Genomic DNA, 18,629 nt, shown 5'->3' on the forward strand with positions numbered 1-18,629 from the left:
GGTTGCTATGAATAGCAAAGCGAAGCAAGTTTCTCTTTGGGAAAGAATCAAGAAACAAAAACTCTTGTTATTGATGACTGTCCCTGGTTTAGTTTTAACCTTTATCTTTAAATACATCCCTATGTATGGGGTTTTAATCGCATTTAAAGATTATAATCCCTTAAAAGGAATTTTAGGGAGTGATTGGATTGGTTTTTCTGAGTTTACAAAATTCATATCCTCTCCCAACTTTGGTATCTTGTTAGCCAATACTTTAAAATTAAGTATCTATGGTTTATTGCTTGGCTTTTTACCACCAATCATTCTTGCTATTATGCTCAATCAACTCTTGAGTGAAAAGGTCAAAAAACGAATTCAGCTCATTTTATACGCACCAAACTTTATCTCAGTCGTTGTTATCGTTGGTATGATTTTCCTTTTCTTTTCAGTGGGAGGACCAATTAACAATTTTCTCTCTATGTTTGGAATGAAGGCTGACTTCTTGACAAATCCAGACTTCTTTAGACCTTTATACATCTTTAGTGGTATCTGGCAAGGAATGGGCTGGGCTTCAACGCTCTACACAGCAACATTAGTAAATGTAGATCCAGCTTTAGTAGAAGCATCCCGACTGGATGGAGCCAATATCTTTCAACGAATCTGGCACATTGATATTCCAGCTCTTAAGCCTATTATGGTTATCCAATTTGTTTTAGCTGCAGGTGGAATTATGAATGTCGGTTATGAAAAAGCATTCTTAATGCAGACATCGTTAAACTTGCCAACTTCTGAAATTATCTCTACATATGTCTATAAAGTTGGTCTTGTATCAGGAGACTATTCTTACTCAACAGCGGTTGGTTTGTTTAATGCAGTGATTAACGTAGTATTGCTTGTTGCAGTTAACCAAATCGTTAAACGCATGAATAATGGTGAAGGAATTTAAGGAGGAAAGTATGAAAAATTCGATTATGGATACAAAATTTGATAGACGTATCTTACTCTTAAATAAAATCATTATTGTCTTTATCGTTTTGATGACTTTGCTTCCTTTACTTTATATCGTCGTAGCATCCTTTATGGATCCTAAGGTTCTGGTTAGTAGAGGGATTAGCTTTAATCCAGCCGATTGGACGGTAGAAGGTTACCAGCGTGTATTCAGTGACCAATCTATTCTAAGAGGTTTTATCAATTCTCTACTATACTCTTTTGGCTTTGCGGCTTTAACAGTCTTGCTATCTGTGTTTACAGCTTATCCTCTTTCTAAGAAAGACTTGGTTGGACGTCGTTGGATTAATTATTTCTTGATTGTAACCATGTTCTTTGGTGGTGGTTTAGTTCCAACTTACTTACTAGTAAAAGATTTGGGCATGCTTAATACTCCATGGGCTATCATCGTTCCCGGTGCTGTCAATGTTTGGAATATTATTCTTGCTAGGGCCTATTTCCAAGGATTGCCTGAAGAGTTAGTTGAAGCTGCTGTCATTGATGGTGCAAATGATTTACAGATTTTCTTCAAAATCATGCTTCCTCTTGCAAAACCAATTATGTTTGTTCTCTTCCTCTATGCTTTTGTAGGACAGTGGAACTCATACTTTGATGCAATGATTTATATCAAGGATCCAAACTTGGAACCATTGCAACTTGTACTTCGTAAAATTCTCATTCAGAGCCAACCAGGTCAAGACATGATTGGAGCACAAGCGGCTATGAATGAAATGAAACGTTTAGCTGAATTGATTAAATACGCAACTATTGTCATTTCCAGCTTGCCATTGATTGTTATGTATCCATTCTTCCAAAAATACTTTGATAAAGGAATTATGGCTGGTTCACTTAAAGGATAAAAAAGAAAAAATAAAAGGAGATTTCTCATGAAATTCAAAACATTCTCAAAATCAGCAGTTTTGTTGACAGCTAGTTTAGCAGTACTTGCAGCCTGTGGCTCAAAAAATACAGCTTCAAGTCCAGATTATAAGTTGGAAGGTGTAACATTCCCGCTTCAAGAAAAGAAAACATTGAAGTTTATGACAGCCAGTTCACCGTTATCTCCTAAAGACCCAAATGAAAAGTTAATTTTGCAACGTTTGGAGAAGGAAACTGGCGTTCATATTGACTGGACCAACTACCAATCCGACTTTGCAGAAAAACGTAACTTGGATATTTCTAGTGGTGATTTACCAGATGCTATCCACAACGACGGAGCTTCAGATGTGGACTTGATGAACTGGGCTAAAAAAGGTGTTATTATTCCAGTTGAAGATTTGATTGATAAATACATGCCAAATCTTAAGAAAATTTTGGATGAGAAACCAGAGTACAAGGCCTTGATGACAGCACCTGATGGGCACATTTACTCATTCCCATGGATTGAAGAGCTTGGAGATGGTAAAGAGTCTATTCACAGCGTCAACGATATGGCTTGGATTAACAAAGATTGGCTTAAGAAACTTGGTCTTGAAATGCCAAAAACTACTGATGATCTGATTAAAGTCCTAGAAGCTTTCAAAAACGGGGATCCAAATGGAAATGGAGAGGCTGATGAAATTCCATTTACATTTATTAGTGGTAACGGAAACGAAGATTTTAAATTCCTATTTGCTGCATTTGGTATAGGGGATAACGATGATCATTTAGTAGTAGGAAATGATGGCAAAGTTGACTTCACAGCAGATAACGATAACTATAAAGAAGGTGTCAAATTTATCCGTCAATTGCAAGAAAAAGGCTTGATTGATAAAGAAGCTTTCGAACATGATTGGAATAGTTACATTGCTAAAGGTCATGATCAGAAATTTGGTGTTTACTTTACATGGGATAAGAATAATGTTACTGGAAGTAACGAAAGTTATGATGTTTTACCAGTACTTGCTGGGCCAAGTGGTCAAAAACACGTAGCTCGTACAAACGGTATGGGATTTGCGCGTGACAAGATGGTTATTACTAGTGTAAACAAAAACCTAGAATTGACAGCTAAATGGATTGATGCACAATACGCTCCACTCCAATCTGTGCAAAATAACTGGGGAACTTACGGAGATGACAAACAACAAAACATCTTTGAATTGGATCAAGCGTCAAATAGTCTAAAACACTTACCACTAAACGGAACTGCACCAGCAGAACTTCGTCAAAAGACTGAAGTAGGAGGACCACTAGCTATCCTAGATTCATACTATGGTAAAGTAACAACCATGCCTGATGATGCCAAATGGCGTTTGGATCTTATCAAAGAATATTATGTTCCTTACATGAGCAATGACAATAACTATCCAAGAGTCTTTATGACACAGGAAGATTTGGACAAAATTGCCCATATCGAAGCAGATATGAATGACTATATCTACCGTAAACGTGCTGAATGGATTGTAAATGGCAATATTGATACTGAGTGGGATGATTACAAGAAAGAACTTGAAAAATACGGACTTTCTGATTACCTCGCTATTAAACAAAAATACTACGACCAATACCAAGCAAACAAAAACTAGAGGTTGATTATGGGAGATAAGAAATACACAGTAGAAAAAGCCAATCGTTTTATAGCAGAAAATAAACATCTCGTTAATACTCAATATAAGCCTGAAGAACATTTTTCAGCTGAGATTGGTTGGATCAATGATCCAAATGGATTTGTCTATTTTCGTGGAGAATACCATCTCTTTTATCAATTCTATCCATATGATAGTGTTTGGGGACCTATGCACTGGGGACATGCTAAAAGTAAGGACTTGGTGACTTGGGAGCACTTGCCAGTGGCACTTGCTCCTGACCAAGATTATGACCGAAATGGTTGTTTCTCAGGCTCTGCCATTGTCAAGGATGATCGCCTCTGGCTCATGTACACTGGACATATCGAAGAAGAAACAGGTGTTCGTCAAGTGCAAAATATGGCATTTTCAGACGATGGGATTCACTTTAAAAAGATTGAACAAAATCCAGTTGCAACTGGAGCAGACTTGCCAGATGAGTTAATTGCAGCTGATTTCCGTGATCCAAAACTCTTTGAAAAAGATGGACGCTATTACTCCGTAGTAGCTGCCAAACACAAGGATAATGTGGGCTGTATCGTTCTACTAGGGTCCGATAACCTAGTAGAATGGCAGTTCGAATCCATCTTTTTAAAAGGGGTAGAACACCAAGGCTTTATGTGGGAATGCCCAGATTACTTCGAGTTAGATGGGAAGGATTGCCTTATTATGTCACCCATGCGTTATCAGCGTGAGGGAGACTCATATCATAACATCAACTCATCGCTTTTGTTCACGGGTAAGGTAGATTGGGGAGAAAAATGTTTTATCCCAGAATCAGTTCAAGAAATTGATCATGGCCAAGACTTCTATGCGCCTCAAACATTGTTGGACGATCAAAATCGTCGTATCCTGATTGCTTGGATGCAGACATGGGGGCGTACCCTTCCAACCCATGACCAAGAACACAAATGGGCATGTGCCATGACTTTACCTAGAATTCTAAGATTGGAAGATGGCAAACTAAGACAATTCCCTGTTAAAAAAGGCCAATATCAAATCCAAATAGATAAAGATTGTCATTACCACTTAGGAAATGATATAGATTATCTTGAATTTGGTTATGACAGTAATGTGCAGCAAGTTTACATTGATCGTAGCCATCTTATTCAAAAAATTCTAGGTGAAGAAGAACAGGACACTAGTCGACGGTATGTAGATATTGAAGCTAAAGAATTGGAAGTTGTTCTAGATAAAAATTCCATCGAGATTTTTGTCAATCAAGGCGAAGCAAGCTTGACGGCAACCTATTACTTAACAGTGCCAGCTGAGCTATCACGAATTGATTAAAAATTAAGTTATTTCTCCTAAAGAAAAAGTTCTCTTTCTAAAATAGTGGAAAGAGGACTTTTTGTGTTTTGGGTATATAAGCTTAGTTTATGGTATTTGTAAAATTGGTGTTGGATTATGATTTAAGCTAGTTTTCTAAAGAATTTGAAAAAAATTTTATTTAAGCAAAGAAACCTTGGTTCCAAGGCTTTTCCTGTTATATTTATATGCCCCCTACAGGGATCGAACCTGTGACCCACGGATTAAGAGTCCGCTGCTCTGCCAGCTGAGCTAAGGAGGCAAAGAAAAAAGCTGTATTGGTGCCGAAACTTCACGGTTTGTATTGAACCCGCGCAATTAAGCAGGTGGGCAACTCGCTCTAACTGAAGCTGTTTCCGTGTGAGACGGCCTACATGCTGTTAGAAGACTTTTGTTTCCCTAATAATACAAAAAATAGTCGGTCAACACTTAAGTGTGAAGTCGTACACCACAGCGTTTCTATATTTATATGATACCACTTTTTCAAAAAAAATCAAGAGGAAAGTGCAATTTTTTGAAAAGGATTTCAGATTTTTCGCAAATGGTCGATAGCTTCCTTTCTTTGAGCCAAAGCCCGTTCATATTTACCAGTATCTTCTGCTTGGAAATAGTGATGATTACGAATTTTTTCTGGCAGATAGTCTTGCTTGACCCAATTTCCAGGATAGTTGTGTGGATAGAGATAGTCTTGGGCATTCCCCAGTTCCTTGCTTCCACTGTAGTGCCCATCACGCAGGTGTCGCGGAATAGGCAAGTGCCCTGATGTTTTGAGGTCAGCAAGTGCCTTATCCATAGCTACATAGGCTGAGTTGGATTTTGGAGAAAGGGCCAAATCAATCACGACATTGGCAATGAGAATGCGGGCTTCTGGGAACCCAATCTTCTGGGCAGCATCCAGAGCAGTCACGGTATGAATCTGGGCCTCAGGATTGGCTAAGCCGATATCTTCATAGGCGATAACAGTCAAGCGACGAGCGAGACTAGGCAGATCCCCAGCCTCAATCAAGCGGGCAGCATAGTGGAGACTGGCATCCACATCTGAGCCACGGATAGACTTTTGCAGGGCAGATAGAACATCATAGTGACCGTCTCCATCCTTGTCCATAGTGATGTAGCTTCTCTGAAGACTATTTTCCATGATGTCTAAGGTGATGTGGCGAATGCCCTTGTCATTCTCAGGGGTAGAGAGAACAGCCAAGTCCAGTGAGTTAAAGGCAGAGCGAAGGTCTCCGTTTGTAGAGGTTGCGATGAAATCCAGCGCATCCTCATCTAGTTCTATTGGAAAATCAAAACCACGTTCAGGGTTACTTAGAGCTATCTGCAGGGCCTCTTTGACGTCTTGGTTAGACAGAGGTTCCAACTCAAAAATTTGAACACGGCTACGAATGGCAGGAGTGACGGAAAAGAAAGGATTTTCAGTCGTTGCTCCAATCATGATGACCAGTCCACTTTCCAAGAGAGGCAAGAGGAAGTCTTGCTTGGTCTTATCTAGTCGATGAATTTCGTCTAGCAATAGGACGAGACCACCAGAAAATTTAGCTTCTTCCGAGATTTCTTGCAGTCGCTTTTTACTATCAACTGTCGCATTGAAAGTTCGAAAGGCATACTTGGTCGTTCCAGCGATGGCAGAGGCAATACTGGTTTTGCCGATTCCCGGAGGGCCATATAGAATCATGGAGGACAGGCGGTTGGCTTCCACCATGCGGCGGATGATTTTTCCAGGTCCGACCAGATGCTCCTGACCGATGACCTGGTCGATGGTTTTAGGGCGCATGCGAAGCGCGAGATTGTCTGGCATAGCAGTCCTTTCTAACGTGGATTTGAGTAGAATGACTCATCTACTATATCTTACTATGTCCATTCTAGCCTATTAGTTGTGATATTTCAATGGTTTTGTAATAATCAGGGAGTGGGATAGAATCTTTTTTACTATTTAATTTAATGAGGAGAGGTATCAGCATGAGAGATTTGATTTTCCTTAAAGCTCAAAATAGGATAGTTGAGCCTAAAGAAGTGGAAGTGCTGACTTGAGAAATAATATTGCTGAATGTCATTGTATGAACTATAATGAAAAGAGAGGTGATAAGCAATGGAAATGATGGACCAAGTCAGGAAATTTTGATTTTTACAAAACAAATTCGTCATTGGATTCTTAGTGATCAAGTTATTTCAGGGAAAAGAAAACTTTTCTTCCGGGAAGATACTCCAAAAGAGATTTTAGATTTGTACGAAAACATTAAATCTAAACTTGATTTTGCTTACCAAGAAGTTCATTCTAATAATGGGTTGAAAAAATATGAAAAATAGAATAATTGATGTTTTTGAAGTAGTAAATCGCCTCCTTGTACTAACTGTTGAAAATCCTGATTTCGAAGACTTGAGAGTTAATCATACTCAATGAAAATCAAAGAGCAAACTAGGAAACTAGCCGCAGGCTGTACTTGAGTACGGTAAGGCGACGTTGACGTGGTTTGAAGAGATTTTCTAAGAGTATCAGTTTGTAAAAATTGGAGATAAAAAATATAGAGTACGCAGTGTTCCTATGATTCATTCAACTCCGCCTCAATCTGTCTTAGATCGAGATACTTTTACAATTGACTATACAGATGATGAATTGCTCGATAAAGAAGCAGTTTTTACTACTCATTAGAAAAATAGGTATGAATAAATTGGCTTCCCTTAGAACCACATCTAGGGGCTTTTATGTATAATAGAATAATAAGTATCACTCCTTTACAATACGTGTAACACGTGTTATAATGGTGTTGTCAGGAGGTAAAAGCGCTATGCCTATGACACAAAAAGAGATGGTTAAACTCCTTACGGCCCATGGTTGGATAAAGACTAGAGGCGGTAAAGGCTCCCATATTAAAATGGAAAAGCAAGGGGAAAGACCTATCACAATCCTTCATGGTAAGCTGAATAAGTACACTGAAAGAGGGATAAGAAAGCAAGCTGGGTTGTAAAATTCAGCCCCTGCTTTTTGATATGGAGGTAGTGAAATGTTAGTTACGTATCCAGCTTTATTTTATTATGACGACACAGACGGAACAGAAGCGACTTATTTTGTCCATTTCCCAGATTTTGAATACTCAGCTACACAAGGAGAGGGGATTTCTGAGGCTTTGGCTATGGGGTCGGAGTGGCTAGGGATAACTGTTGCAGATTTGATAGAGAGTGATGGAGAGTTACCTCAGCCATCAGATATCAATAGCTTGTCTTTAATTGATAATGATCCTTTTAAAGATGATGAAGATTTCGTGTCAACCTATGACCTTGATAAATCTTTTATTTCTATGGTATCTGTTGATGTATCAGAATACCTAGGAAGTCAGGAACCCATTAAAAAGACTTTGACCATACCAAAATGGGCAGATAAGTTGGGACGAGAAATGGGACTTAACTTTTCTCAGACTTTGACAGACGCTATTGCAGATAAGAAAGTTCAAGCCTAAGATTAAGCGTGGTATCGTGGTAATAGTCAATAAAAAAGCACGTCCACTTGTGCTAGTTACTCGCCTATTGATTTTATAGATTTATTAGCCCTTTCGAGGGCTTTTTATATTGATTTTTATGAGAAATGAAGAAATCAGACTTTTAAGAAAATCACTGATACCAAGGGTTTAAATGAGGTAATATGGTATAATTAGGACATAAAATAATTTTGTGGTAAGATGGTAGTATCTATTTTAGCATATTTCCGAGCAATCGGGGCGATTAAAGAGTCGCATAGAAAGAGGACAAAATGGCAACATACGGATTTTTAGATATTTTAGAGGAAGAGTTGGACAAGAACTTTCCCTTTGACTTTGAGATTAGTTGGGACAAGCGTAACCACGCGGTAGAAGTGAGTTTTCTATTGGAAGCGCAAAATGCTGCAGGTGTGGAGATGGTGGATGAAGACGGAGAGGTTTCATCAGATGACATTCTTTTTGAGGAAGCGGTCCTTTTCTACAATCCTGCCAAGTCAACCGTCAATGCAGAAGACTATTTAACGGTTATCCCTTATCTACCTAAAAAAGGATTTTCTCGCGAGTTTTTAGCTTATTTTGCCCTTTTCCTCAAAGATACTGCGGAGGTTGGGCTAGATACCCTCATGGACTTTTTGGAAGATCCAGAAGCAGAGGAATTTGTTATGGAATGGAATCAAGAAGTCTTTGAAGAAGGAAAAGTTGGCTTGGAAGAGGGAGAATTTTATCCTTATCCAAGATACTAGGAGTTGGTTGGAGGTGTTATGAAGAAAATTGGGACTTATTTGGTTTATGTGCTAGCTGTTGTCTTTATTATGCTAGCTTTTGCTTGTGGAACAATCGCATTTGCAGAGTTGGGGTATTCCGCAGTTTTAGCCTTTACTTTTGGTTATGCCTTCGCTCTTCTAAGCATGTATTTAATCTTTATTCTTCATGAGCTGGGTCATGCTTTTTGTGGCTACTTGACAGGCTATCGGCTGGTGGCTTTTGGATTAGGACATTTTATTTTGACCAAAAAGTCAGGCAGGTTTCATCTTAGTAGAACAGCCATTCTGAAAAATGTTGGTGCTCAATACATTGGTTTAAAAGAGGATGAAAGCGATCAAAGAATCATCCTGATGCTTTCAGGAGGCTTGATGGTTCATCTCGGCTTGATATTATTGGCGATAGTGTTTGGATTTTTGACAAGAAGCTGGTATTTTGCAGGGACTTGGATTTTTCTTAATTTATCTTTCTTCCTAAATAACATTTTGCCAGTCGACATCACCGATGGAGCAAAAATTTGGGAATTACTACAACACCCTGAAAATACCAAATACGCCTACCTGGTATTGAGACATTCTGCTCAAACTTTGCTGGTTCCTCAAGAATATGATTTGAAAGACTTTGTTCAAGCAGTTCCTGAGGATGCACGAGGGAGTTTTGCGGATGGTGTATTAGGTATGCAAGGTGAAGTTTCCATTTTGGAAGGGAAGGAAGAAGTAGCTAAACAGCAGTTTCAAGCATTACTTGAGAGGACAACTACTCCGATGATGCAGACAGTTGCCCAACTATCCCTGCTTCATATCGCCTTGTTGGAAGGAGATTTTGAGCAAGCGGAGCAATATGCTAGTATTCGACAGGTCAAATCGTTTCTGTCTCTCAAACTGTCCAATCTTCAAGTGATACAAGCCTGGTATCAATTAAAGGTGAAGAAAGATGTAGATCGAACTCGTAAGGCTCTCAAGATTGCTAGACAGAAAATGGATAGTAGTCGAATGTTGAGGGACGAGAAACGCTATTATGAAAACTTGTTAGCAGAGCTGGAAAAGGAATTAGCCGAAGGAGTCTAATATGGAAATAGAGATTTCTGATTTCACAGGTTGCAAGATTGCTTTGTTTTGTGGGGATAAGCTTTTGACTATCTTACGCGATGATAAGGCAAGCATTCCCTGGGCCAATATGTGGGAACTGCCAGGTGGTGGCCGTGAAGGGGACGAAAGCCCTTTTGAATGCGCTCGGCGTGAAGTTTATGAGGAACTGGGAATTCATTTAGATGAAGACTGTCTGCTTTGGAGCAAGATTTATCCTAGCGTAATTTTTAAAGGCAAGAAATCGGTCTTTATGGTTGGTCAGCTAAGACAAGAACAATTTGACAATATCATCTTCGGAGATGAAGGACAGGGCTATCAGCTGATGAATGTTGAGGAATTTCTTAGTTCCAGTCAAGTTGTGCCTCAGTTGCAAGAGAGATTAAAAGATTATTTAAAAGTAAGTGATTAGAAAGGATGGTTCGGTTACATTTCTAAACTGAACCCGCCCTAAACACTGTGCCAAAAAGATAAACTTCTCTTAGACACAAGCGTCTTCAGAGAAGTTCCTATTTTGGATTTGTGTTTTACGGGCTTGGTATCTTAATGATGGAAACATGGCAAGAGTTAAAAGTTACAGTGAAGCGTGAAGGGGAGGAATTGGTTTCCAATCTCTTGATCGAGCTGGGAGCGCAAGGCGTTGCGATTGAAGATAGCATGGACTATGTGGGAAATGTTGACCGCTTTGGCGAGATTTTCCCAGAGGTTGAGCAGCAAGAAGAAATCGTTGTGACAGCCTACTACCCTGAAACGGTGGACGTGGCAGTGGTTGAGGCGGATTTGCAGGCTCGCCTAGCAGAATTGACAGATTTTATGGATTTGGGTGAGGTCAAGATGGGGACGACTGCCTTGGCTGAGGAAGACTGGGCAGACAACTGGAAGAAATACTATGAACCTGCTCGCATCACTCATGATTTGACCATCGTTCCCTCTTGGACAGACTATGAGGCGACTGCGGGGGAAATGATTATCAAGCTGGATCCTGGCATGGCTTTTGGTACTGGAACCCACCCAACTACCAAGATGAGCCTTTTTGCCTTGGAACAGGTTCTTCGTGGTGGCGAAACGGTGCTAGATGTGGGGACTGGTTCAGGGGTTCTCTCTATTGCCAGCTCGCTTCTGGGGGCTAAAGAAATTTTCGCCTATGACCTGGATGATGTGGCGGTTCGTGTGGCTCAGGAAAATATTGAGCTCAACCCTGGCATGGAAAATATCCATGTAGCGGCTGGAGATTTGCTTAAGGGTGTGGAAATTGAGGCAGATGTGATTGTGGCTAATATCTTGGCGGATATCCTCATTCATCTAATAGACGATGCTTATCGCTTGGTAAAGGATGAAGGCTACCTGATCATGAGTGGCATTATCAAGGACAAGTGGGACATGGTGCGCCAGTCGGCTGAGTCAGCTGGATTTTTCCTCGAAACTCACATGGTTCAAGGGGAATGGAATACCTGTGTCTTTAAGAAAACCAAGGATATCTCTGGTGTGATTGGAGGCTAGCATGCAGCAGTATTTTGTAAAAGGCAGTGCTATCTCTCCTGTCACTATCGAGGACAAGGAAACCAGTAAGCATATGTTTCAGGTTATGCGCTTGAAAGAAGAGGATGAGGTTACCTTAGTCTTTGATGATGGCATCAAGCGCTTGGCGCGCGTGCTGGATATGGAAAATCGTCAGTTTGAGTTGGTCCAAGAATTAAATGACAATGTGGAACTACCAGTCCAAGTGACCATCGCATCTGGATTTCCCAAGGGAGACAAGCTGGAGTTCATCGCTCAAAAAGTAACCGAACTGGGGGCTAGCCAAATCTGGGCCTTTCCTGCAGACTGGTCAGTTGCCAAGTGGGATGGCAAGAAATTGGGTAAAAAAGTTGAAAAACTAGAAAAAATTGCCCTTGGAGCAGCCGAGCAAAGCAAGCGTAATATTGTACCAAGTATTAAACTTTTCGAGAAAAAAGCAGATTTTCTAGCTCAGCTGGACCAGTTTGACTCTATCATAGTAGCCTATGAAGAATCAGCTAAAGAAGGAGAAGCCGCTGCGCTTCTGCAAGCAGTCACTGGTCTTGAAACAGGAGCCAAACTGCTCTTTATCTTTGGTCCAGAAGGCGGTCTCTCACCTGCAGAAATCGAAAGTTTTGAAGCTAAAGGAGCCGTTTTGGCAGGCCTAGGTCCTCGTATTTTGCGAGCAGAAACAGCACCGCTTTACGCTTTATCAGCCCTTAGTGTTTTATTAGAATTAGAGAAATAAGAGGAAGAAAATGGAACAAAAACACCGTTCAGAGTTTCCAGAAAAGGAACTTTGGGATTTAACAGCTCTATACCAAGACCGTGAAGATTTCTTGCGTGCAATCGAGAAGGCTCGCGAAGACATCAATCAATTTAGCCGTGATTACAAGGGTAATCTTCATACTTTTGAGGATTTTGAAAAGGCCTTTGCGGAATTGGAACAAATCTACATCCAGATGAGCCATATTGGTAACTATGGTTTTATGCCTCAGACGACAGACTATAGCAATGACGAATTTGCCAATATTGCCCAAGCTGGGATGGAATTTGAAACAGCTGCCAGCGTAGTATTGACCTTTTTTGACGATGCTTTGGTAGAAGCTGATAAGGAAGTCTTGGACCGTTTGGGTAAATTGCCACATTTAACAGCGGCCATTCGTCAGGCAAAAATCAAAAAAGCCCACTATCTAGGGGCTGATGTGGAGAAGGCCTTGACCAATTTAGGAGAGGTTTTCTACAGTCCGCAGGATATTTACACTAAGATGCGAGCTGGGGATTTTGAAATGGCTGACTTTGAAGCCCATGGTAAGACCTACAAAAACAGCTTTGTCACCTATGAGAATTTCTACCAAAATCACGAGGATGCTGAGGTTCGTGAGAAATCTTTCCGTTCCTTCTCAGAAGGTCTTCGTAAGCACCAAAATACGGCTGCGGCAGCCTATCTAGCCCAAGTTAAGTCTGAAAAATTGTTGGCAGATATGAAGGGATATGACTCTGTCTTTGATTATCTTCTAGCTGAGCAGGAAGTGGATCGTGCCATGTTTGACCGCCAGATTGACCTCATCATGAAGGATTTTGCGCCAGTTGCCCAGAGATACCTCAAGCATGTTGCCAAGGTCAATGGTCTTGAAAAGATGACCTTTGCAGACTGGAAATTAGATTTGGACAGCGCCCTGAATCCTCAAGTGACCATTGACGACGCCTATGATTTGGTCATGAAGTCAGTAGAACCTTTGGGGCAAGAATATTGTCAGGAAGTTGCTCGCTATCAAGAAGAGCGCTGGGTGGACTTTGCTGCTAACAGTGGCAAGGATTCCGGCGGTTATGCGGCGGATTCATATCGCGTGCACCCTTATGTCCTCATGAGCTGGACAGGCCGTTTGAGCGATGTCTATACCTTGATTCATGAAATCGGGCATTCTGGTCAATTCATCTTTTCAGACAATCATCAGAGTTACTTCAATGCTCACATGTCGACCTACTATGTTGAAGCGCCGTCAACTTTCAATGAATTGCTTCTCAGTGATTACTTGGAGCATCAGTCTGACGACCCTCGTCAAAAACGCTTCGCTCTGGCTCACCGCTTGACAGACACCTACTTCCATAACTTTATCACTCACCTTTTGGAAGCAGCATTCCAGCGTAAAGTGTATACATTGATTGAAGAAGGGGAGACCTTTGGAGCAAGTAAGCTCAACAGCATTATGAAGGAAGTTTTGACCGATTTCTGGGGAGATGCCATTGAAATCGACGATGATGCAGCTTTGACTTGGATGCGCCAAGCTCACTACTACATGGGCTTGTATAGTTATACTTACTCAGCAGGACTAGTTATCTCGACAGCTGGTTACCTTCATCTTAAAAACTCTGAAACCGGAGCTGAAGACTGGCTCAATCTCCTCAAATCAGGTGGTAGCAAGACACCGCTTGAGTCAGCCATGATTATCGGAGCCGATATTTCAACAGACAAACCACTTCGTGATACCATCCAATTCTTGTCTGATACGGTTGATCAGATTATCGCCTACAGTGCCCAGTTGGGAGAGTAAGGGGAATAGAGAGGTTGTTATAGAATTGGTATGGACAGTTATTTGCTTAAAAATCCATGTTTAAATCCCCCACTCCTTTTCGAGGAATTCTTTGCCCTGCTCTGTAATGGTAAGTGAACGTGGCGTTTGTGCAGGGATGACCAATTGTTTTTCACTGAAAAATTCTAAAAGAGCATTGCCGAGAGCTCCGCCGACATGATTTTTACGTTCGCTCCAATCCAAACATTTAGGGCAAAATTTCCGTTTTTTCTTTTTCAATTCATCCGTATCAATGTGTAATTTTCTTTGGAAATAAGACTTCCCAGCTTCAGTGAGTTGGAAGTCTTTTTCTGATTCGCTGAGGAGATTTTCTTGCAAGAGATAATTGGTAATGGAAATGCCAAGCTCACCAGCAATATGGTCATAGCAGGTGCGAGCGACCTTTAATTCCTTTTTGTGAATGTGTTGTTTATAACTTTTGACATCACGCTGAGGAGAGTAGAAGCTGAGAAATTCCAGCATTTCTGCAATGGCAGCACTTTTTAAAGAATAATAATGAAAACGTCCATAGGTTTGTAGAGTGGTTACCTGTGCTTCGGTAAGTAATTTGAGGTGATAGCTGACAGTATGTTGCTTGATTTTGGTAAAGCTGGCAATTTCGTTAACCGTGTGAGCTTTTCCATCCATTAGAATATCTAAAATGTGCATCCGAGAAGGGTCTGATAAGAGTTTTGTGATGATGAAAATATCTGGTTCCATAAAAATTTTCTCCAAATTTCATATATCGATGATTTTCTATCTTTTATTATACTATAATTAAAGCACAAGATAAATAGATTTTTAAAATGTTTTACTAGAGAATATTTTAAATTTTATTGTCTGAGTTTAAATGGAGGTAAAATTACAAAAGTAATTGCAGCAGTATCCACAGTTGAAGGACGTTAATCTTAAGATTACATTCTCAACATTTTTTCAAAAGTGAATGGATTTTTCCATTCCTTTTGTCTATTTTAGGAGGAAATAGAATTGAATTTACCTAAAATTAAAGATATTCATAGTGTCCTATTTTTAAAGGATAAAATTAGATTAGGTATAGGAAAAGATTATGGTATTGAGATTGAGAATCTGGATGAGAAGTATACTCAGCTCATTAAGCTCCTCGATGGACAATACACAATCAATGAAATTTGTAGTTTAGTTGATAACTTGTCTTCTAATGATGTAGAAGAAAGTATTTCTTTACTAGATACACTAGGGTATTTGGAGGATAATTTTGTTACTACAACTGAATTAACTTCAGAAGAATTGGACAGATATTCCGTAAATCTTAACTTTTTTAATACTTTAGATACATTATCTTTAACAAAATATGATTATCAGTTAAAATTAAAAAAGACGCGTATTTTGCTCTTAGGTATTGGCGGTATAGGAAGTAATATCTGTCTAGCATTGGCTGAATTAGGTATAGGGCATATTACAGCAGTTGATTTTGATACGGTCGAAGCTAGTAATCTCAATAGACAAATTTTGTATTCGACATCTGATATTGGAAAAAGAAAAGTAGAGGCTGCAAAAGAGTCGCTTAGAAAGTTTAATCCTTTAATTGAATTTGAGGTACTTGATAAAGAGATAGGTTCAAAAGAGGATGTCGATGAGTTAATAAAAACTTCAAAATGTGATATCGTAGTAAATGTTGCAGATTATCCAACAGGCTATATTGATTTTTGGGTCAATGAAGCCTGTGTTCAATACAATAAATTATGTCTGTCTGCTGTGGTTGGTAAGAAAAATGGGAAAGTATATTCAATTATTCCGTATAAAGCAGCGTGCTATTACTGTCAGTTTTTAGAGGATTTGGAAAAAATTCCTGAGTATGCTGAGGAGTTGGAGACTGTTCGTACGATGACAAATTCATTGGAACTAGAGATGTTCAGAACTCCGAATGGTGCTTTAGGTCCTGCTTGTCTATTTCAAGGGTATTTTATTTCGTTTGAAATTTTAAGATATATTTTTTGGGGATACGAAGCATTGCTAACATTTAATAAAAGATTCTCAATTGACTTTATAACATTCGAACAACATTTTGATGAATTAACAAAGTATCCAACATGCTCTATTTGTGGGGGAAAGAAAGAGTGAAGAAGTTAAGTGTTAAAAATCTAAAAAAGCAATATGGTTCTTATGAAGCTGTCAAGGGAATTAGCTTTGAATTGGGAGAAGGAGAGTGTTTGGGGATCTTGGGAATCAACGGTGCTGGCAAAACATCCACTTTAAAGATGATTTACTCACTGACCTCAATTTCCTCAGGAGAGATTGATATCTTGGGGCAAAATATTGAAACCAATCGTCGTAAGAGTAAATCTTGTCTGGGTATTGTAGGGCAGGAGGATATGCTGGACATGACCTTGAATGTTTATGATAATCTTTTTGCTCACGGTCTATGTTATGGTATCTCATCTGTCGAACTTAGGAAGAGAATCGATTCTCTCTTGGATTTTGTTCAACTGAGCAAACATGCGCAAAAGATGGTGAATCAGCTGTCGGGTGGGATGCGACGACGTCTTGTCTTGGCAAGAGCTCTCATCAATCGGCCTGATATTATCATTTTAGATGAACCGACAGTTGGTTTAGACATTCAATCCCGCAATATTATTTGGGATAAACTTTTGGAGTTGAAGGAATTAGGTGTTTCTATCATTATTACTTCCCACTATATGAATGAGATTGAATATTTGACAGATAGGGTGCTGATGCTCCACCAAGGGACTATCAAAGAAGAAGGAACTGTAGAAGACTTGCTCATCAAGTATGATTCTGACAACCTTGAGACGCTTTTTTTGGGGTTGACTGGGACAGAGAAGGAGGACTTGCATGTTTAAGTTATCATTTCAGTCCATCGGACACGTTGTGGTACGCAGCTACATGAGTTTTAGAAATTTATTTAAAATTTCAATTGTCCCCAACCTTATCGACCCCCTTTTTTATCTTTTAGCAATGGGATTTGGAGTTGGTGCCTATTTGACGCATGTTAACGGTATGCTCTACCGTGATTTTGTCATTACAGGTTTAATTGCTGCGACTGCCATGTCTGCGGCTACCGCAGAAACAACGGTCAATGCCTTTATCCAGTATAATATTGAAAAGACTTATGATGCTATGTTGATGACGCCAATCAATACGAGTGATATTGTGGTGGGTCAGGCTATCTGGGCAGGTATTCGTGCAGTGATTTTTGGTGGGATTTTTTGGCTGATTTCCATGTTTATCACAGCGCATTTTCATGTCTTGATGTTATTGATTCCTCTGATTTTATTTATAGTGGGTTATTTGTTTGGTGTTTTAGGACTAATCTTTACCTACTTGGCGCCGTCTAGGGAATTTCTGAATTACTACAATGTTTTGGTAATCCGTCCTCTTTATATGTTTTCAGATACCTTCTTTCCCATTACTTCCTTGCCCCCAATACTTGGTGATTTGACTTGGTTTTCTCCCTTGTATCACGCTACCCGCATGATTCGTATTATATGGGGAGGTGAGGTGACAGATTTGTATCTTCATCTTATCTGGTTGATAGCCTTGGAGCTCTTGATAACGGTGCTTCCTATGTATATGTTACATCGTAGATATTATAGATAGTCTAATTATTTGTGATGTTGTAGTCATATTCTAATTTATACTAAACGTTATTCGAATTTGGACAGGTATGGGAACTGTGCCTATCAATATTGTAATTTATTGAAGTTGAAATGGTACGGTTCAGTTTTTAAAATATTGTTAGAAATTGTTTTAAATTCCCTAATCAATTTGTATAGTCTTTATTTCATTGCCAAATTTCAAGTTCAAGTTATCCATCAAGAAGTCTTCTCTGGGGGACTTGTAGTTCAAGTGTTTTTTAGGATAGTTATTAATCCAATTTTCGATGAATGCGACTTCTTTGGGAGTCGTTTTCTTAGTTCCTTTAGGTAACCATCTCCGAATGAGCCTATTGTGATTCTCATTAGTTCCCCTTTCCCAAGAGACATAGGGGGGTGCATAATAGATATGCTCCTTATAGAGCGGTAATCAAGAAAACACGACATTTTTTAAAAACAGATATGGGAACACATAGAGTAATTCCTTTATATTTATTTAATTTAGAATTATTATTAAAAAATAATTTGTTAGATAGCGCTCAATTTTTTATAGATGATTTAGAAAATTTACTGACCAGACAAGGATATTATTTTGAAAAGAATTATTTACTCTTCCTAAAAGGTATTTATCTTATAAAAACGAATCAAGTAGAGTTAGGTAAAAAAGAATGTTCTAAAGCTATGAGAATATTTAAGGAATATAATGATAGTGATACAATAGAGAAATTAAACAAGACCTTTAAATCAGATTTTACCATTTATACTCAATGAAAATCAAAGAGCAAACTAGGAAGCTAGCCGCAGCTTGCCCAAAGCACTGCTTTGAGGT

Annotated in this window: 19 protein-coding genes, 1 tRNA gene and 1 pseudogene; 17 read left to right on the plus strand and 4 right to left on the minus strand. The window is 39.3% G+C overall.

Going from position 1 to position 18,629, the window contains the following annotated elements; all coding sequences use genetic code 11:
• The first annotated feature begins 7 nt into the window (after window positions 1-7).
• Genes HT729_RS00420 through HT729_RS00435 form a run of 4 tightly spaced genes read left to right on the plus strand, consistent with a single transcriptional unit; the run spans window position 8 to window position 4,799 of the window.
• The gene (locus HT729_RS00420; protein WP_079252887.1) at window positions 8-925 is read left to right on the plus strand and encodes a sugar ABC transporter permease; all 918 of its coding nucleotides are present in this window, start codon (window positions 8-10) and stop codon (window positions 923-925) included.
• Window positions 926-935: 10 nt separating this feature from the next.
• On the plus strand, window positions 936-1,826 hold the full coding sequence (locus HT729_RS00425; RefSeq protein WP_050306002.1) for a carbohydrate ABC transporter permease: 891 nt from the start codon (window positions 936-938) through the stop codon (window positions 1,824-1,826).
• 27 nt (window positions 1,827-1,853) lie between these two features.
• Window positions 1,854-3,470, plus strand: a complete 1,617-nt coding sequence (locus tag HT729_RS00430) for an ABC transporter substrate-binding protein (RefSeq protein ID WP_000669749.1) — start codon at window positions 1,854-1,856, stop codon at window positions 3,468-3,470.
• Window positions 3,471-3,479: 9 nt separating this feature from the next.
• Window positions 3,480-4,799, plus strand: a complete 1,320-nt coding sequence (locus HT729_RS00435) for a glycoside hydrolase family 32 protein (protein ID WP_172931552.1) — start codon at window positions 3,480-3,482, stop codon at window positions 4,797-4,799.
• A 207-nt stretch (window positions 4,800-5,006) separates the two neighbouring features.
• Here the strand turns inward: HT729_RS00435 and HT729_RS00440 are convergent.
• Both HT729_RS00440 and HT729_RS00445 read right to left on the minus strand, forming a co-directional pair.
• Window positions 5,007-5,079 (minus strand) — tRNA-Lys (locus tag HT729_RS00440).
• 264 nt (window positions 5,080-5,343) lie between these two features.
• Window positions 5,344-6,615 (minus strand): replication-associated recombination protein A, encoded by a 1,272-nt coding sequence (locus HT729_RS00445; RefSeq protein WP_061649865.1) that lies wholly within the window; start codon window positions 6,613-6,615, stop codon window positions 5,344-5,346.
• 269 nt (window positions 6,616-6,884) lie between these two features.
• On the opposite strand from HT729_RS00445, the gene HT729_RS00450 reads away from it, so the two are divergent.
• The 9 genes from HT729_RS00450 (at window position 6,885) to pepF (ending at window position 14,189) form a co-directional block, all read left to right on the plus strand.
• Window positions 6,885-7,124, plus strand: a complete 240-nt coding sequence (locus tag HT729_RS00450) for a hypothetical protein (protein ID WP_000818078.1) — start codon at window positions 6,885-6,887, stop codon at window positions 7,122-7,124.
• 479 nt (window positions 7,125-7,603) lie between these two features.
• Window positions 7,604-7,783: a type II toxin-antitoxin system HicA family toxin gene (locus HT729_RS00455; RefSeq protein WP_001132285.1), complete on the plus strand. Its 180-nt coding sequence runs from the start codon at window positions 7,604-7,606 to the stop codon at window positions 7,781-7,783.
• Between the two features lie 36 nt (window positions 7,784-7,819).
• Window positions 7,820-8,272: a type II toxin-antitoxin system HicB family antitoxin gene (locus HT729_RS00460; protein WP_000961810.1), complete on the plus strand. Its 453-nt coding sequence runs from the start codon at window positions 7,820-7,822 to the stop codon at window positions 8,270-8,272.
• Between the two features lie 290 nt (window positions 8,273-8,562).
• The gene (locus HT729_RS00465) at window positions 8,563-9,033 is read left to right on the plus strand and encodes a DUF3013 family protein (RefSeq protein WP_000257084.1); all 471 of its coding nucleotides are present in this window, start codon (window positions 8,563-8,565) and stop codon (window positions 9,031-9,033) included.
• An 18-nt stretch (window positions 9,034-9,051) separates the two neighbouring features.
• Entirely contained in the window at window positions 9,052-10,119 is a 1,068-nt protein-coding gene (locus HT729_RS00470; RefSeq protein ID WP_000719723.1) for a site-2 protease family protein, read from the plus strand.
• A 1-nt stretch (window position 10,120) separates the two neighbouring features.
• Window positions 10,121-10,549, plus strand: a complete 429-nt coding sequence (locus HT729_RS00475; protein ID WP_001866727.1) for an NUDIX hydrolase — start codon at window positions 10,121-10,123, stop codon at window positions 10,547-10,549.
• Between the two features lie 137 nt (window positions 10,550-10,686).
• A complete protein-coding gene (gene prmA / locus HT729_RS00480; RefSeq protein WP_172931556.1) occupies window positions 10,687-11,637 on the plus strand; it encodes a 50S ribosomal protein L11 methyltransferase in 951 nt (316 codons plus the stop codon).
• 1 nt (window position 11,638) lies between these two features.
• Window positions 11,639-12,382: a 16S rRNA (uracil(1498)-N(3))-methyltransferase gene (locus tag HT729_RS00485; RefSeq protein WP_172931553.1), complete on the plus strand. Its 744-nt coding sequence runs from the start codon at window positions 11,639-11,641 to the stop codon at window positions 12,380-12,382.
• A gap of 10 nt (window positions 12,383-12,392) precedes the next feature.
• Complete coding sequence (pepF, locus tag HT729_RS00490) at window positions 12,393-14,189, plus strand: oligoendopeptidase F (protein WP_172925955.1); 1,797 nt, start codon at window positions 12,393-12,395, stop codon at window positions 14,187-14,189.
• 60 nt (window positions 14,190-14,249) lie between these two features.
• Here pepF and HT729_RS00495 read toward each other — a convergent pair whose 3' ends face one another.
• Entirely contained in the window at window positions 14,250-14,927 is a 678-nt protein-coding gene (locus HT729_RS00495; protein ID WP_000433071.1) for a metalloregulator ArsR/SmtB family transcription factor, read from the minus strand.
• Window positions 14,928-15,194: 267 nt separating this feature from the next.
• On the opposite strand from HT729_RS00495, the gene HT729_RS00500 reads away from it, so the two are divergent.
• From HT729_RS00500 to HT729_RS00510, 3 genes are read left to right on the plus strand one after another with little or no spacing between them, the layout of a single operon-like run.
• Window positions 15,195-16,307 carry a ThiF family adenylyltransferase gene (locus HT729_RS00500; RefSeq protein ID WP_172925956.1) on the plus strand — a complete coding sequence of 371 codons (1,113 nt, stop codon included), beginning with the start codon at window positions 15,195-15,197 and terminating at the stop codon, window positions 16,305-16,307.
• Complete coding sequence (locus HT729_RS00505; protein ID WP_050271274.1) at window positions 16,277-17,047, plus strand: ABC transporter ATP-binding protein; 771 nt, start codon at window positions 16,277-16,279, stop codon at window positions 17,045-17,047. Before HT729_RS00500 ends, HT729_RS00505 begins: the two co-directional genes overlap by 31 nt.
• On the plus strand, window positions 17,040-17,804 hold the full coding sequence (locus HT729_RS00510; protein ID WP_172925957.1) for an ABC transporter permease: 765 nt from the start codon (window positions 17,040-17,042) through the stop codon (window positions 17,802-17,804). The genes HT729_RS00505 and HT729_RS00510 overlap by 8 nt, the downstream gene beginning before the upstream one ends.
• Before the next feature lie 159 nt (window positions 17,805-17,963).
• Here HT729_RS00510 and HT729_RS00515 read toward each other — a convergent pair.
• Window positions 17,964-18,218 (minus strand): annotated as a pseudogene (locus tag HT729_RS00515) (hypothetical protein); the annotation flags it as partial.
• A 44-nt stretch (window positions 18,219-18,262) separates the two neighbouring features.
• Here HT729_RS00515 and HT729_RS00520 point away from each other — a divergent pair.
• On the plus strand, window positions 18,263-18,571 hold the full coding sequence (locus HT729_RS00520; protein WP_240164407.1) for a hypothetical protein: 309 nt from the start codon (window positions 18,263-18,265) through the stop codon (window positions 18,569-18,571).
• The last annotated feature ends 58 nt before the right edge of the window (window positions 18,572-18,629 follow it).

Origin of the sequence: Streptococcus sp. 79 (assembly GCF_013277425.1) — a bacterium.
Classification (GTDB): Bacteria; Bacillota; Bacilli; order Lactobacillales; family Streptococcaceae; genus Streptococcus; species Streptococcus pseudopneumoniae.